At 73.1% G+C, this 14,522-nt stretch carries 13 protein-coding genes and 1 pseudogene; 5 read left to right on the forward strand and 9 right to left on the reverse strand.

Annotation, left to right across the window (positions count from 1 at the left end; all coding sequences use genetic code 11):
• Window positions 1-3: 3 nt before the first annotated feature.
• The 3 genes from kdpA to ACLBXP_RS07435 all read right to left on the reverse strand — a co-directional run bounded on the left by kdpA (window position 4) and on the right by ACLBXP_RS07435 (window position 2,858).
• Window positions 4-1,719 (reverse strand): potassium-transporting ATPase subunit KdpA, encoded by a 1,716-nt coding sequence (gene kdpA, locus ACLBXP_RS07425; protein WP_447666950.1) that lies wholly within the window; start codon window positions 1,717-1,719, stop codon window positions 4-6.
• Window positions 1,720-1,766: 47 nt separating this feature from the next.
• Window positions 1,767-1,865, reverse strand: a complete 99-nt coding sequence (locus ACLBXP_RS07430) for a K(+)-transporting ATPase subunit F (protein WP_447666951.1) — start codon at window positions 1,863-1,865, stop codon at window positions 1,767-1,769.
• A gap of 282 nt (window positions 1,866-2,147) precedes the next feature.
• Window positions 2,148-2,858 (reverse strand): YoaK family protein, encoded by a 711-nt coding sequence (locus ACLBXP_RS07435; RefSeq protein WP_447667116.1) that lies wholly within the window; start codon window positions 2,856-2,858, stop codon window positions 2,148-2,150.
• A 483-nt stretch (window positions 2,859-3,341) separates the two neighbouring features.
• Between ACLBXP_RS07435 and ACLBXP_RS07440 the strand changes: the two genes are divergently transcribed.
• Complete coding sequence (locus tag ACLBXP_RS07440) at window positions 3,342-3,791, forward strand: GNAT family N-acetyltransferase (RefSeq protein ID WP_447666952.1); 450 nt, start codon at window positions 3,342-3,344, stop codon at window positions 3,789-3,791.
• Here the strand turns inward: ACLBXP_RS07440 and ACLBXP_RS07445 are convergent.
• Window positions 3,788-4,066 carry a hypothetical protein gene (locus ACLBXP_RS07445; RefSeq protein ID WP_447666953.1) on the reverse strand — a complete coding sequence of 93 codons (279 nt, stop codon included), beginning with the start codon at window positions 4,064-4,066 and terminating at the stop codon, window positions 3,788-3,790. The two genes, ACLBXP_RS07440 and ACLBXP_RS07445, sit on opposite strands and share 4 nt — an antisense overlap.
• A gap of 213 nt (window positions 4,067-4,279) precedes the next feature.
• On the opposite strand from ACLBXP_RS07445, the gene ACLBXP_RS07450 reads away from it, so the two are divergent.
• Both ACLBXP_RS07450 and ACLBXP_RS07455 read left to right on the forward strand, forming a co-directional pair.
• The gene (locus tag ACLBXP_RS07450) at window positions 4,280-5,917 is read left to right on the forward strand and encodes an inorganic phosphate transporter (RefSeq protein ID WP_447666954.1); all 1,638 of its coding nucleotides are present in this window, start codon (window positions 4,280-4,282) and stop codon (window positions 5,915-5,917) included.
• A 3-nt stretch (window positions 5,918-5,920) separates the two neighbouring features.
• Entirely contained in the window at window positions 5,921-7,003 is a 1,083-nt protein-coding gene (locus ACLBXP_RS07455) for a CorA family divalent cation transporter (RefSeq protein ID WP_447666955.1), read from the forward strand.
• 231 nt (window positions 7,004-7,234) lie between these two features.
• On the opposite strand, the pseudogene ACLBXP_RS07460 reads toward ACLBXP_RS07455, so the two are convergent.
• Both ACLBXP_RS07460 and ACLBXP_RS07465 read right to left on the reverse strand, forming a co-directional pair.
• Window positions 7,235-7,525: pseudogene (locus tag ACLBXP_RS07460) on the reverse strand (MFS transporter); the annotation flags it as partial.
• A 54-nt stretch (window positions 7,526-7,579) separates the two neighbouring features.
• The gene (locus ACLBXP_RS07465) at window positions 7,580-7,939 is read right to left on the reverse strand and encodes an ArsR/SmtB family transcription factor (RefSeq protein ID WP_447666956.1); all 360 of its coding nucleotides are present in this window, start codon (window positions 7,937-7,939) and stop codon (window positions 7,580-7,582) included.
• A gap of 50 nt (window positions 7,940-7,989) precedes the next feature.
• Here ACLBXP_RS07465 and arsH point away from each other — a divergent pair, with 50 nt between their 5' ends.
• Complete coding sequence (gene arsH, locus ACLBXP_RS07470) at window positions 7,990-8,736, forward strand: arsenical resistance protein ArsH (RefSeq protein ID WP_447666957.1); 747 nt, start codon at window positions 7,990-7,992, stop codon at window positions 8,734-8,736.
• A 224-nt stretch (window positions 8,737-8,960) separates the two neighbouring features.
• Here arsH and ACLBXP_RS07475 read toward each other — a convergent pair whose 3' ends face one another.
• Both ACLBXP_RS07475 and ppk2 read right to left on the reverse strand, forming a co-directional pair.
• Window positions 8,961-10,412: a carbohydrate porin gene (locus tag ACLBXP_RS07475; protein WP_447667117.1), complete on the reverse strand. Its 1,452-nt coding sequence runs from the start codon at window positions 10,410-10,412 to the stop codon at window positions 8,961-8,963.
• Window positions 10,413-10,537: 125 nt separating this feature from the next.
• Window positions 10,538-11,452, reverse strand: a complete 915-nt coding sequence (gene ppk2 / locus ACLBXP_RS07480; protein WP_447666958.1) for a polyphosphate kinase 2 — start codon at window positions 11,450-11,452, stop codon at window positions 10,538-10,540.
• Window positions 11,453-11,714: 262 nt separating this feature from the next.
• Between ppk2 and ACLBXP_RS07485 the strand changes: the two genes are divergently transcribed.
• Window positions 11,715-14,102 (forward strand): 5'/3'-nucleotidase SurE, encoded by a 2,388-nt coding sequence (locus ACLBXP_RS07485; RefSeq protein ID WP_447666959.1) that lies wholly within the window; start codon window positions 11,715-11,717, stop codon window positions 14,100-14,102.
• Window positions 14,103-14,207: 105 nt separating this feature from the next.
• Here ACLBXP_RS07485 and ACLBXP_RS07490 read toward each other — a convergent pair whose 3' ends face one another.
• Complete coding sequence (locus ACLBXP_RS07490; protein WP_447666960.1) at window positions 14,208-14,435, reverse strand: hypothetical protein; 228 nt, start codon at window positions 14,433-14,435, stop codon at window positions 14,208-14,210.
• Window positions 14,436-14,522 lie beyond the last annotated feature (87 nt).

Here is a 14,522-nt window from a genome sequence, read left to right on the forward strand (position 1 = left end):
GCCTCAGCCCCCCGCCGGGAAGGTCTGGCCGGCGGCGCCGGCCAGGTGCTCGACCACGGGCCCGAGGGCGAGCGCCGGGAAGAAGGTGAGGCCGCCGACGATCAGGATGACGCCGACGAGGAGGCCGACGAACAGGCCGCCATCGGTCGGGAAGGTCCCGGCCGAGGCCGGCACCCGCCGCTTGGCGGCGAGGGAGCCCGCGATGGCGAGCGCCGGGACGATCACCAGGAAGCGCCCGGCGAGCATGCCGAGGCCGAGGGTCGCGTTGTAGAAGGTGGTGTTGGCCGTGAGGCCCGCGAAGGCCGAGCCGTTGTTGGCCGCCGCCGAGGTGTAGGCGTAGAGGATCTCCGAGAAGCCGTGCGGGCCGGCATTGGCGGGCCCCGCGAGCCCCGCCGGCACGACGCTCGCCAGCGCCGCGAGGCCCAGCATGGCGAGCGGCAGGCACAGGATCGCCAGCATCGCCATCTTGACCTCGCCGGCCTCGATCTTCTTGCCGAGGTACTCGGGGGTGCGCCCGACCATCAGGCCCGCCACGAAGATCGCGATCACCACGAAGACCAGCATGCCGTAGAGCCCGGCGCCGACCCCGCCGACGATGATCTCGCCGAGCTGCATGTTGATCAGCGGGACGAGGCCGCCGAGGGCCGTGAAGCTGTCGTGCATGGCGTTGACGGCGCCGCACGAGGCCGCCGTCGTCACCGTGGCGAAGAGCGCCGAGGCGACGAGGCCGAAGCGCACCTCCTTGCCCTCCAGGTTGCCGCCGGCGAGGCCGAGCCCGTCGAGGACCGGGCTCCCGGCGCTCTCGGCCGCGTAGACCACGGCGAGGCCGGCGAGGAACAGGACGCCCATGGCGGCGAGCAGCGCGAAGCCCTGCCGCTCGGACCCGACCATGCGGCCGAACACGTTGGTGAGCGCCGCGCCGATCGCGAAGATCGAGACCACCTGGACGAAGTTCGACAGCGCGCTCGGGTTCTCGAACGGGTGGGCGGCGTTGGCGTTGAAGAAGCCGCCGCCGTTGGTGCCGAGCATCTTGATGGCGACCTGGCTCGCCACGGGCCCCACCGCGATGGTCTGGCCGGCGCCCTCGAGCGTCGTCGCCGCGACCGCGCCGTGCAGCGTCTGCGGCACGCCCTCGGCCACCAGGAACAGCGCGTAGACGAGGCACAGGGGCAGGAGCACGTAGAGGACCGTGCGGGTGAGATCGACCCAGAACGAGCCGACCGTGGCGGCGGTGGCCCGGGCGAAGCCCCGCACCAGGGCCAGCGCGAGGGCGATGCCGGTGGCCGCCGAGAGGAAGTTCTGGTGGGTGAGCCCCAGCATCTGCGCGAGGTACGACATCGTCGTCTCGCCGCCGTAGGACTGCCAGTTGGTGTTGGTGACGAAGCTCGCGGCGGTGTTGAAGGCGAGGTCCGGCGCCACCGGGCCCTGTCCGTCCGGGTTGAGGGGCAGCCAGGCCTGCAGGCGCAGGAGCCCGTAGAGGGCGAGGAAGCCGAGGGCGTGGAACAGCAGCATCCCGCCCGCGTAGGCGCGCCAGGACTGCTCCTCGGCCGCGTCGATGCCGGCGGCCCGGTAGAGCCCCCGCTCCACGGGGCCGAGCACCGGCGAGAGCAGGGTGGGGGCGCCCGCGTAGACGCGGCTCATGTAGCCGCCGAGGGGGCGCACGAGCGCCAGCACCGCCGCGCAGAACAGCGCGATCTGGATCCAGCCGTTGAGGCTCATGGGTGGTGGTCCTTGCTGGGATCGTTGTGCGGGTGTTCTCGCGGGGCTCAGAACCGCTCGGGCCGGACCAGGGCGTAGGTCAGGTAGCCGAGGAGGCCGAGGGTCACGAGGGCGCCGAGGGCGAGGTCGAGGGTCATGCCGGGCATCGGGCGTCCCTCAGAGGCGCTCGCACAGGGTCGCGTAGGCGGCGCTGGCGGCGAAGAAGGCGAGCCCGCCCGCCACGAACAGCAGGTCGGGCAGGAGGTCGGGCAAGCTGGCGAGGACGGACACGGGCTCTGCTCCCACGGCGGGGCGGGCGCCGGAGGGGCGCCCAAGGCCCGGGAGAATCGCCGGAGCGCCGTCAGGATGCGAGGCGGAGCGGAGGCGCCTCCCGTGAGGATCCCGTTAGGATCGGGGCCGGCGTCAGGCCGGCTCCATCGGGGTCGGCCTCAGGCCGGCTCCTTCAGGGCGATCAGCCCGAGGAGGAGCGCCACCGGCAGGGCGAGGCACCAGAACCCGGCCCCCGCGTAGCCGAAGGCGCCGGCGAGCGCGCCGAGCGCGAAGGCCAGGACGGCGGGCAGCATCCGCGCGAGGCGGCCCCGGGCGGGGCTGCCGGGGCCGTCCCCCGCGGCCCCCCGCAGGGCGTCGACCGCGTCGATCACCGCCTGGGTGACGTTGACGGTCATCACGGTGGTGGCGGCGAGGTGGGCGAGGGCGAGGCGGCCCAGCGCGTTCTGCACCCCCATGGCCGCGACGCCGAGCATCCCGACGAACACCGCGGCGGGGCCGTCCGGGTTGCCGAGGGGCGCGAGGCCGAGCCCGGCGCCCGCGAAGGCCGCGAGCAGCCCGGCCTCCAGGGCGAGGAGCCAGCGCAGGGGCGGCCGGCCCCGCGCCTCCAACGCCAGGGCGAGGAGGCGCGCGCCCGCCACCGCCAGCACGAAGGCCGGCAGCGCCAGGAGCTTGGCGAGGACGCCGCTCGAGGTGGAGACGAGCTCGGCCCCGATCAGCACGAAGTTGCCGGTGACGTGGGCGGTGAACAGCCCCGCGAGCGCCACGAAGGCCGCCGCGTCCACGAAGCCCGCCACGAAGGCGAGGCCGAGCCCGGCGACGAGATCGCGGCCGAGCCGCCCCGCCCCCCCGGCCGCCGGCCGCTCCCGCATCGCCTCGGCCATCGCGCGCCCTCCTTGCGTGAAGACTCGGCCTGCCAGCCCGGCCTGCCGATCCCGCCTGCCGCACAAGCGACGGCGGGCGGCCCGGGTTTCAAGGGCCGGAGGCCGGAACCCGGTGACAAACCCCGCGCCTCAGGGCGAAGGCTCTACACCGTGCCCCGCAGGACGAGGAGCACGCTGCCCAGGATGGCCAGCGCCAGGGCCGCGCAGAGGACGAGGAAGAGCCAGCGGGGCAAGGTCGGGAGCTTTCGGGCCCGCGGGGCGGGCGGATCGAGGGGGCACAGGGACGGGGAGGGGGAACGGCGCCGGCCAGCGTCCGGTTCGCCCGACTGCCCCCGTGGGCTTCGGGTCAGGATCTTCGGGTCAGGATCTTCGGGGGTCAGGATCTTCCCCGGACGGAGCCGCGGGGCGGGCGCAGGGGTTTGGAGTCCGGATCGGCCCGCGGGCCGGGTTCGGGGCGAAATCGGAGGGAGCGTGGGGCAGCGCTACGGCATCGAGATCCGCACGGCGACCGCGGCCGACGCGCCGGGGCTCGCCGAGCTCCTGCGCGGGGCCGGGTGGGCGCTGCCGGCGCCGCGCCTCGCGGAGCGCCTCGAGGCCCTGCGCCAGGGCCCCGGGGCCGCGCTGCTCGCCGGCGCCTGGGGGCCGCCGAGCGGCCTCGTGGTGCTCCACTGGCACCCGACCCTCGCGGCCGACCTGCCCTCCGCCGAGATCACGACGCTGCTGGTCGATCCCGAGGAGCGCCGGCGCGGCATCGGCCGCCTGCTCCTCAAGGCCGCCGCCCAGGCGGCCCGCTCGGCCGGCTGCGGCGACCTGCGGATCTGCGCCGGGCCGGACGCGCCGGAACTCGCCGCCTTCTGCGCCGCGACGGGCTTCTCGGAGGCGGCCACCTGCCGGGTCCGGCCCCTGCGCAAGCGCGCCTAGTGGGCCGTCCGGGCCCGCCCCGCCTCCCGGCGGACGGCGTAGCGGTAGCGCGTGCCGCGATCGTCGAGGAGCTCGCCCCCGGGCCCGTCCTGCCAGACCACCTCGTCGCCCGGGGCGAGGGCGTCGGTGAGGACGAGCCCGCGGGCGATCTCCAGCTCGATCCCGGCCCCGTAGGCCGTGCAGGTCTCCTGCCGGATGGCGCCCGCGAGGTCGGCCCCGTCGGGAAGGCAGACGAACAGGACGCCGTCGGCGACGGCGAGCGAGTAGGTGGGCATGGGCGGCTCCGCGTTGCGCGAGGCCCCGAGTTAGGGACCCGGGGTCCGCTTGGGAGCGGGTCCGCGCGGGAGGCAGCCCCGCGGTGCATGCAGGGCCGCGGGCGATCCGGCTCGCGCGTCGCGGGCCGTCATCAACCTGTCGTCAACCTCTGGTGTCGATCGCACGAACGGCAAGGATTTGTAATCCATCGTCGGCCGTCCGGGAGCTGAACCATGTCGCATTCCCCCGCACAGGGCTTCGGCGGCGGCCTCGCCCCGCAGCCCGCGCTGGAGCCGCACGGGCGGCCGAACCTCGACGGCTCGCGCTCCCTCCTGGTCACGGCACTGTTCACGGCCCTGATCGCCGCGGCGCTGCTCTACGTCGGCTACAGCATCTACGCGGATGTCGAGGCCACGGGCGTCCGGATCACCACCTACCTGCCCTACCTCCTGCTCTTCGTGGCGCTGGTGATCGCCCTCGGCTTCGAGTTCGTGAACGGCTTCCACGACACCGCGAACGCCGTGGCGACGGTGATCTACACCCACTCCCTGCCCGCGAACGTCGCCGTGGTCTGGTCCGGCTTCTTCAATTTCCTCGGCGTTCTGCTCTCCTCGGGCGCGGTGGCCTTCGGCATCGTCAGCCTGCTGCCCGTCGAGCTGATCCTGCAGGTCGGCTCCGGGGCGGGCTTCGCGATGGTGTTCGCGCTCCTCATCGCCGCGATCCTGTGGAACCTCGGCACCTGGTACCTCGGCCTGCCGGCCTCCTCCTCGCACACGCTGATCGGCTCGATCATCGGCGTCGGCGTCGCCAACGCCCTCCTGCACGGGCGCTCGGGCACCTCGGGCGTCGACTGGTCGAAGGCCACCGAGATCGGCTGGTCGCTGCTGCTCTCGCCGGTCTTCGGCTTCGTGGCGGCCGGCGCCCTGCTCCTCGTGCTGAAGACCGTGGTGCGCAACCCCGCCCTCTACGCCGAGCCGAAGGGTAAGGCCCCGCCGCCCCTGTGGATCCGCGGCCTCCTGATCGCGACCTGCACGGGCGTCTCCTTCGCCCACGGCTCGAACGACGGCCAGAAGGGCATGGGCCTGATCATGCTGATCCTGATCGGCACGGTGCCCACCGCCTACGCGCTCAACCGCGCCCTGCCGGACTCGGCCGTGGCCACCTTCCGGACGACCTCGCAGGCCGCCTCCGAGGTCGTGGCCCGCAAGGCCGCCGGCTACGACGTGATCGGCGACCCGCGGCCCGCGGTGACCGCCTACGTGGCCGCCCACACCATCGAGGGCGGCACCTACCCCTCGCTCAGCGTGCTGATCCGGCAGATCGGCGAGGCCGTCGACCGCTACGGCACCCTCGCCAAGGTCCCGGCCGAGGCGGTCGGCAACACCCGCAACGACATGTACCTCGCCTCGGAGGCGATCCGCTTCCTGATGAAGGACAAGGAGAGCGCGCTCTCGCCCGCCGAGGTCGAGACGCTGAAGGCCTACAAGGGCAGCCTCGACGCCGCGACGCGCTTCATCCCGCTCTGGGTCAAGATCGCGGTGGCGGTGGCGCTGGGCCTCGGCACCATGGTGGGCTGGAAGCGCATCGTGATCACGGTCGGGGAGAAGATCGGCAAGACCCACCTCACCTACGCGCAGGGCGCCTCGGCCGAGCTCGTGGCGGCGGGCACCATCGGGGCGGCGGACATGTTCGGCCTGCCGGTCTCGACCACCCACGTGCTCTCCTCGGGCGTCGCCGGCACCATGGCGGCCAACCGCTCCGGGCTCCAGCTCTCGACCCTGCGGGCGCTCGCCCTGGCCTGGGTGCTGACGCTGCCCGTGGCGATGATCCTCTCGGGCACCCTCTACGTCCTGTTCTCGAAGGTCTTCTGAGCCGTGTCCGCGGCGCCGGCGCGCCTCCTCACCGACGAGCCGGCGCTGCCCGGCCTGATCTGGGCGATGCGCTTCGACGGCGCGGGCCGCGGCCGCCTGCTCGGCCCCGGGGAGCCGGTGCCGGCGCCCGGCAGCTTCGGCGAGGGCTTCGTCTGGCTCCACCTCAACCTCAACGACGCGCGCCTCCCCGCCCTCGCCGCCGCGGGCCGCCTCGGGCCGCCGGCCCTCGTAGCCGCCGCCTTCGGGGCCGACCCGCACCAGCGCGTCGCGGTCTCGGGCGACCATGTCGGCGGGGTGGTGGCGGACCTTGTGGCCGATCCCACGGGCGAGGCCGCGGCCGGCCCCGAGGCCGCCCGCCGCCCGGGCACCGATGCGGGCGGGCGGCTGCACTTCGTGATGGGCCGGGACGTCCTGGTCAGCGGGCGGCGCCACCCGATCCGCGGCCCCGCGGCCTCCCGCGACGCGGCCGCCGAGGGCCAAAGCCTCGCCGGGCCGGTGGCGCTCCTCGAGCACCTCGTCGGGCACGTGGTCGAGGCCATGGCGGCGGCCGGCACGCGGCTCTCCGACGAGCTCGACGAGATCGAGGACCACATCCTGGAGGAGCGGATCCGCCACGAGAGCCGCCGGCTCGGGCCGATCCGCCGCGACGCCGTGCGCCTGCACCGCCAGCTCCTCGGCCTGCGGGCGGTCTTCCACCGGCTGGAGGGTCAGGAGGGCGAGCGCCTGCCCGAGGCGGCCGGCACCACGGCGGCGCGGGTGGCGCAGCGCCTCGACGCCCTCGACCGGGACATGTGCGTGCTGGCCGACCGCAGCCGGCTCCTGCAGGAGGAGCTCTCCGCCCACCTCGCCCGGCAATCGAACCGCCAGCTCTACACGCTCTCGATCCTGACGGCCCTGTTCCTGCCCCCGACCCTCGTCACCGGCCTGTTCGGCATGAACACCAAGGGCCTGCCGCTGGCCGAGTACGAGGACGGCTCGACCCTGGCGATCCTGCTCGCCGTCGCCTCGGCGCTCGCCGCCTTCGCGCTGATCCGCGGCCTCGGCATCGGGCCTACGGGCGGGCGCGGCGGCGGCCCTAGGGCCTGAGGCGGACCGGCCGCCGCAGGATCGCAGGTCGAAGCCCGATCCGCTCGACAGCGCGAAGGGCGACCGGGGGTCAGGGAGCAGACTTCGACGCCGCGGCCGAAACCGGACGGTCCTTTATCGACCCATGCCGGACTATCGGATAGGCGCTTGGCCTTCCTCAAAGCGGTCGTCCGCTACTTGCCAATGGCAAGCTCGGATCAGAGGTCGAGTCGAATGGCGCGGTCGGATCAGCTATCGCGCCTGCCATAGCGCTACGACGAGGGAGAGGTTGGCGAGGCTTAGGGCGAGCAACAGCCACCACAGGGCACCCGGGCTGGCGTGGGTTAGCACGAACGCCCCGGCTGGCGGGGCGAGCGCCTGCGTGATCAGTCCCGGCCGGGCCAAGCGGCCGACCACCAGCGGGTAGCGCACGGGGCCGAACAGGGCCAAAGGCACCGTCCCTCGCGCGATCGAATAGATCCCGTTGCCGCCGCCGTAGAGCACCAGCCAGATCCCTACGCCAGGTAGTCCGACGGCATGCAGCTGTTGCGGGACGTGCCGCACTTGGGGTTGTGGTAGATCACGACGTCGAACATCTCAGGTACGGACAGTCTCTCCGTTTGGGGGACAGCAGTTGGCCAGTGCGGCCATCGCCGGGGCACAGACTTCCGGGCGGCCCTGACAGCAGTCGCGCATGAGGAAGGCGATCAGGTCGGACAGAACAGGGTAGGCGGCGCTGTAGATAATCGAGCGGCCCTCACGCCGCGAGGCGACCAGCCCGGCGCGGCTCAGTTCCTTGAGGTGATGGGACACGGCGGCGGCGGAGACGCCGACCGCCTCGGCCAGCACGCCCGAGGCCATGCCGTCCGGGCCGGCGGTCACGAGCGACCGCACCAGGCGTAGGCGATGCTCCTGGGCGAGAGCCGCGAACGCTGCGAGGGCTTGCGGTTCGTCCATTTTCGCTACAATCTTCAAATTATCGTTTGAACGTACAAGAAAGCTGATCCTTGGACAAGCCCGCCCAGCCCTTCACCGATGGCTTGCCGAACCTGAGCGAGGCGCACTTCGAGGTACCGACCACCGAGCAGTTGCAGGTGCCGGCGGCGTTCACTCACGCACCGCGCTTCCTGATCCTCTACGGCTCGCTCCGGGAGCGCTCGTTCAGCCGGTTCCTGGCCTACGAGGCAGCGCGCCTGCTGGAGGCGATGGGCGGCGAGGTGCGGATCTACGACGCGCACGGCCTACCGCTGCCGGACGACAGCACCGCCGACCACCCGAAGGTGCAGGAGCTGCGGATGCTGTCGATCTGGTCCGAGGGGCAGGTCTGGGTCAGTCCCGAACGGCACGGCAACATGACCGGCGTGATGAAGAGCCAGGTCGACTGGCTGCCCCTGTCCGAGGGCTCCGTCCGGCCGACCCAGGGGCGCACCCTTGCCGTGATGCAGGTCTCTGGCGGGTCGCAGAGCTTCAACGCGGTGAACAGCCTGCGCCTGCTCGGCCGCTGGATGCGGATGATCACCATCCCGAACCAGTCGTCGGTGCCAATGGCCTACAAGGAGTTCGACGACGCCGGCCGGATGAAGCCGGGGCCGCTCTATGAGCGCGTCGTGGACGTGTGTGAGGAGCTGATGAAGTTCACGCTCCTGACCCGCGATCGGGCCGACTACCTGGTCGATCGCTACAGCGAGCGGAAGGAGCGCGAGCCGGAGCGGCTGAGCGCAGTGGCCGCCGACATTGGCTTTGTGAAGCGCTGAGGTTCAACCCGAGGAGCACACCCATGGCGACTCTTGAACAGTCGCCCATCGTGCATGGTTAGCCACGGCCGCTTTGGCATTCAATCGCTTCGAGAGCGGACCGGCAGAAATCCACCCCATAGCAGTCGTGCTTCTCTGCTTCACCCAGCGCCTCGAAGCGGACCATCCCGCGGCGCGCCACGGGTCGCGAGCCGCCCATGGCTTCGGTTAAGACGCGGCATCTCCTAATAGTTGACCGTCGCCCGCAGCCCCAGCACCGTGGCGTTGCGCAGGCGGCGGCCGTTCGCGTCCGCGAGGCCGCCGCCCGGGCGCATCACGTACTGGAGGTCGGGCTGCACCGTGAAGCCCGGCACCACCTCGGCCTGGTAGGTCGCCTCGATCACCGTCTCGCTGCTCCGGATCGGCCCCGTGCCGCTGCCGAGGCGGATCGCGTCGCGGTCGAAGGCCCGCGCGGCCGGGCCGATGCGGGAGTGGATGACCCCGAGGGCCGCCGTGTCGTTCGGGCGGCCCGGCAGCAGGCCCTTGTAGGCGATGCCGGCATCCACGTAGAGGTCGATCAGGTTGCGGTCGCCCGGCACGCCCGAGAGGCGCAGGAAGGCCGAGGCGCCCCGCTCGGGAGCGCCGGGCTCCCGGTAGAGCGTCTGGTCGAGGATGGCGTAGATCCCGCTGTCGCCGCGGAAGCGCCGGGCGATGCCGCTGGCCTCCGGGTCGGCGAGGAGGCGGCCGCCGACGCTGTCGAGCCGCGGGCTGTCGAAGCGGCCGAAATGATGCCAGGCGCCCAGCGTCGCGGTGCCGGGCAGGCCCTCGCCGAAGGACAGGCCCTCGGCGAAGGGCAAAACCTCGGCGAAGGGCAGGCCCGCGTAGGCGTAGGCGACCTCGCCGATCAGGAGGGCGGGGTCGTTCACCCGGAAGCTCGTGCCGGTGCGGTTGCGCCGCTGCGGGTCCGTGGTGTCGCCCTGGGCCGGCACGCCCGCCGGATCGCCGTTGAACAGGCCCACCTGGAAGGAGAGGGCCTCGGTCGGCACCCACTTCACCCGCACCGCCGGGGTCGCGAGGGGGTAGATCGGCCCGCCGCTCGGCAGCACCACGGCGCCGATGTTCGGCCAGCCGAAGCCGGCGTTGAGGAACACCACCGCCGACTGGGCGATGGCGAACTCGGTGTCGGCGGAGACCTGGCCGACCTTCACGGAAAGCTTGTCGTCGAGGAGGCGCTGCTCCACCCACAATTCGAACAGCCGGGTCGCCGGCAGGGCCTCGATGCCCGAGACCGTCGTCAGGTTGTTCACGTAGGCCCGCGACATGCCGTGGCCGTGGATCTGGAAGACGTCGGTGTGGAAGCGGGCGCCGGACAGCCCCGCCAGCCGGTCGAGGTCGACGTCGAGCGAGGCGTCGAGGCGCCCCCCGTAGGTGGCGCCGCGGCGCAGGCCCCCGGAGACGTTGCCGAGCCCCTCGCCGATGTAGGTGAGGACGTAGGTGACGCCGCGCTGCGCCAAGTAGGCCCGCAGGCCGAACGGGTCGCCGTAGGGGCCGAGGGAGGACTGGATCGAGGTGCCGATCGTCACCGAGACCTGGTCGGAGGTCTGCGACTGCGCCACAGCGGTCTGCGGGTCGCCGCCCGCGCCCGTCAGCGGCAGCAGCCCCTGGGCGGCGGCCGGCGCCCCCGCCAGGATCTGCAAGGCGAGGATCTGCAAGGCGAGGATCAGCAGCGCGGCGAGCCGCGCGATCGGGCCTGCGAGCGCCCCCGGGCGGGCGGGATGCGGCACGGCCGGCGCGCCGGCGGCCGGCCGTGGCGCGGCCCCGCTCAGTAGCGGGCCGGCACGATCAGCTCCGCCGGCACCGGCGCGCGGATGTAGTCGTCGTGGCGGACCCGGTCGGGCAGGTGCACGGGCGGATGGGCGACCTCGCCGTAGGGGATCTGTGCCAGGAGATGGCTGATGCAGTTGAGCCGCGCCCGCTTCTTGTCTACGGCCTCGACCACCCACCAGGGCGCCTCGGGGATGTGGGTGCGGGCCAGCATCTCCTCCTTGGCCCGGGTGTAGTCCTCCCAGCGGCGGCGCGATTCCACGTCCATCGGCGAGAGCTTCCACTGCTTCAGCGGGTCCGCGATCCGCATGTGGAAGCGCAGCGCCTGCTCGGCGTCGGTGATCGAGAACCAGTATTTCAGCAGCACGATGCCGGAGCGCACCAGCATCCGCTCGAATTCGGGCACGGATCGGAAGAACTCCTCCACCTCGGCCTCGGAGCAGAAGCCCATCACGCGCTCGACGCCGGCCCGGTTGTACCAGGACCGGTCGAACAGCACGATCTCGCCCGCGGCCGGCAGGTGGGCCACGTAGCGCTGGAAGTACCATTGCGTGCGCTCGCGCTCGCTCGGGGCGGGCAGCGCCGCGACGCGGCAGACGCGGGGGTTGAGGCGCTGGGTGATGCGCTTGATGACGCCGCCCTTGCCGGCCGAGTCGCGCCCCTCGAACAGGATCACCACCCGCAGGCCGCGGTGCTGCACCCAGTCCTGCAGGCGGACGAGCTCGTGCTGCAGGCGCAGCAGCTCGCGGAAGTAGAGCCCGCGGTCGAGGCCGTGGCCGCTGCCGCCCCCGTCGAGCCGCGCGAGGCGCTCCTCCTCCAGGTTCTGCTCGAGCTCCTCGTCGTAGCTGTCGATCAGCTCCCGGCGGATCGCCGCCAGCATCGCGGCCTCGCCGCCGCTCTCGTCCTCGGGCATCGCACTCTTCCCCCGGGGCCTGTCCCTCGGACGTCCTCGCCCGGGCCCTCGCGCGGGCATCAGAGCGGAGTCTCATGACACCCTTGAGACTGTGGGCGAGACCGAGGGGTGGGGACCCGGCGGAGGCGGTGCGCCGCGCCCCGCCGCGAAGCCGGCAAAGGTATTCGCGCCCGCGCGAACGTATTCGGGCCTGTCATTAATCCGTCGCGCGAGAAATTTACCGCCTACAGGTAAGTCGAATTGCGTGGCGGAGGCTCGCTCCATGGCTCTCAACATCGTCCTGACGAACGACGACGGCTACAACGCGCCCGGCATCCAGACGCTCTACAACGCGCTGGTCGCGGCGGGGAACAACGTCCGCATCGTCGCCCCGGCGGTGAACCAGAGCGCCCAGGGCAGCTCGCTCGGCGGCGCGGCGGCGCTCGCGGGGCCGATCGCGATCACGCCCTTCGCCCCGGGCAACTTCTACGTGGACGGGCGCCCGGCGACGGCCGCCCTCGTCGGGCTCGACGTGCTCGGCCCGAGCCTGTTCGGGGGCGCCGCTCCGGACCTCGTGATCTCCGGCACGAACCGGGGCGAGAACATCGGCACCAGCGAAACCATCTCGGGCACCGTCAACGGGGCGCTGCAGGGCCTGTTCGAGGGCGTGCCGGCCATTGCCGTCTCGGCGGGATCGGCCGGCGGCAGCTACGACGCCGCCTTCGCCAACGCGGCGACCTTCACGACGGACCTCGTCGCCCGCCTCGCGGCGGCCCGGCAGGCCGGCGCGCCGCTTCTGCCCGCCGGCCAGGCCCTGTCCATCAACGTGCCGGGCGCCGCCACGCTGGCGGGCGTGGCGGTGACGCAGGTGACCCCGGAATCGAGCAGCGCCTTCCCGTATGCCCGGCAGGCGGACGGGACCTACGCGGAGGGCTTCGTCCCGAACACCAGCCCGTCGGGCAGCGCGACCGCGGAGGGGGCGCAGTTCCTCGCCAACCGGATCACGGTCTCGCCGGTCGACGGGAACTTCGGCGCGACGGCGGCCGCGCGCGACGCCCTCGCGGCGCGCCTGTCGGGGGTCGACCTCGCCGGAACCGCCCCGGCGGGCGGCCCGCTCAACGTCCTGCTGATCAACGAGGACGGCATCGGCGCCCCCGGCCTCAACGCCACCCGGGACGCCCTGCTGGCGCGCGGCTACGGGGTGACGATCCTGGCCCCGACGACGGACCAGAGCGGGGTCGGCTCGGCCCTGTTCCTCAACCCGGTGACGATCACCACCTACGACGCGCGCAGCTACGCGGGCAACGCGACGCCGGCCTCCCTGGTTTCCGTGGCCCTCGACCCCCAGGGGCTCTTGCAGGCCATGCCGCGCCCGGACCTCGTGGTGGTGGGCGCCGACCAGGGCCGCGCCGTCGGCATCGAGAACGCCAACCATTCGGCCACCGTCGCGGCGGCCGCCACCGCCCTGTTCAACTACGGCATCCCCTCGATCGCGCTCACCGCCGCGAGCGGCAGCGGCGCGGACTTCGCCACGGCGGCGGATTTCGTCGGCAAGCTCGTGGCGAACCTCCAGGCCACCCGGGGCGGCGCCGCGACCCTCCTGCCGGCGGGCATCGGCCTCAGCGTCAACGTGCCCACCGGCGCGAGCGAGGCGCGCTACGCCTTCACCACCATCGACCGGGGCACCGACGCCGACCTGTCGGTCGCGGGCAGCGCCAGCCAGGCGCGGTTCACCACGACGGGCGCCGTGGCGAGCAGCGACCCCAACGCGGAAGCCACGGCCTTCGCGGCCGGGCGCATCACGATCAGCCCCATCGACGGCAGCTACGCGAGCACCGACGCCGCCGCCTACGACCGGCTCGCGGCCCTCGTCGGCACGCCCTACGGCACGCCGGGCGCCGGCTACACGGCCGTCACGGACCCGGCGACCGGCGGCCGCCGCATCGACGTGAGCGTGCCGGCGGCCCTCACGGCCGCGGCCGGGACGGCTTCCATCGACACCGCCGCCTATGCGGGCTTCGGCGCCCTGCGCCTGCCGGGCACGGTCGAGAACGCCGACCTGACGGCGGGGACCGGCAACAACACCGTCACGGGCAACGGCCTCGACAACGCGCTCTCGGGGGGCGCGGGCAACGACCTCGTGTTCGGCAACCAGGGCCGCGACCTGCTGTTCGGCAACCAGGGGGCGGACACGCTCTACGGCGGCCAGGGCGGGGACGCGGCCTATGGCGGGCAGGGCGATGACCGGGTGCAGGGAGACCTCGGCGACGACCGCCTGTCCGGCGACCGCGGCAACGACCTCGTGTTCGGCAACCTCGGCGCGGACCTGCTGCTCGGGGGCCAGGGCGCCGACAGCCTCTACGGCGGCCAGGGCGCCGACACGCTGTTCGGGGGGCAGGGGGACGACGTGCTCTCCGGCGACCTCGGCGACGACGTGCTGTCGGGCGACCTCGGGGCCGACCGCTACGTGTTCGGCCAGAACTCGGGCCGCGACCTGATCCTCGGCTTCAGCCAGGGCCAGGGCGACCGCCTCGACCTCCAGGGCCAGACCTACACGGTGGGGACGGCCGCCAGCGGCAACGCCCTGCTGACGCTCTCCGGCGGCGGCACGGTGGAGCTCTCGGGCGTGACGCAGCCGACCTTCGGTACGGGGGCGGGCTACCTCGCCTGAGCCCCTCGCTGCGGAAACCGAGGAGCCCCGTGGCCGAGAGGCTGCGGGGCTTCGTCGTTCCGGGCGGGCCGATCCGGACGGCGCGGGCTCAGGCGCGCGGGACGATCACCACCAGCCCACCCGGAGCCTGAGGACCGTGATCGCCTGCGTCACGCCGTGGTGCAGCTGCCTGGAACCGGCCTGCACCTCGCGGCACATGCGCCAATCGAGGACGGCCGCGTCGAGCACGAGGATCACGAGGAGGACGCCGAGGCCTTGCGTGGCACGGAACGTCCACGCGCTCGGGCGCGGTCGCTCCTGAAGGGCGGTGACCATGTTCGGGCGGGGAGCCATCGGCCGCCAACTCGGGTTCGGGTCGCAGGGGCGGCGAAGGAGCCCTGGCATTCGAGAATGCCGGGTTCGAGACGCCAAAGCAGTCGT

It is taken from the genome of Methylobacterium sp. A54F (genome assembly GCF_053346035.1).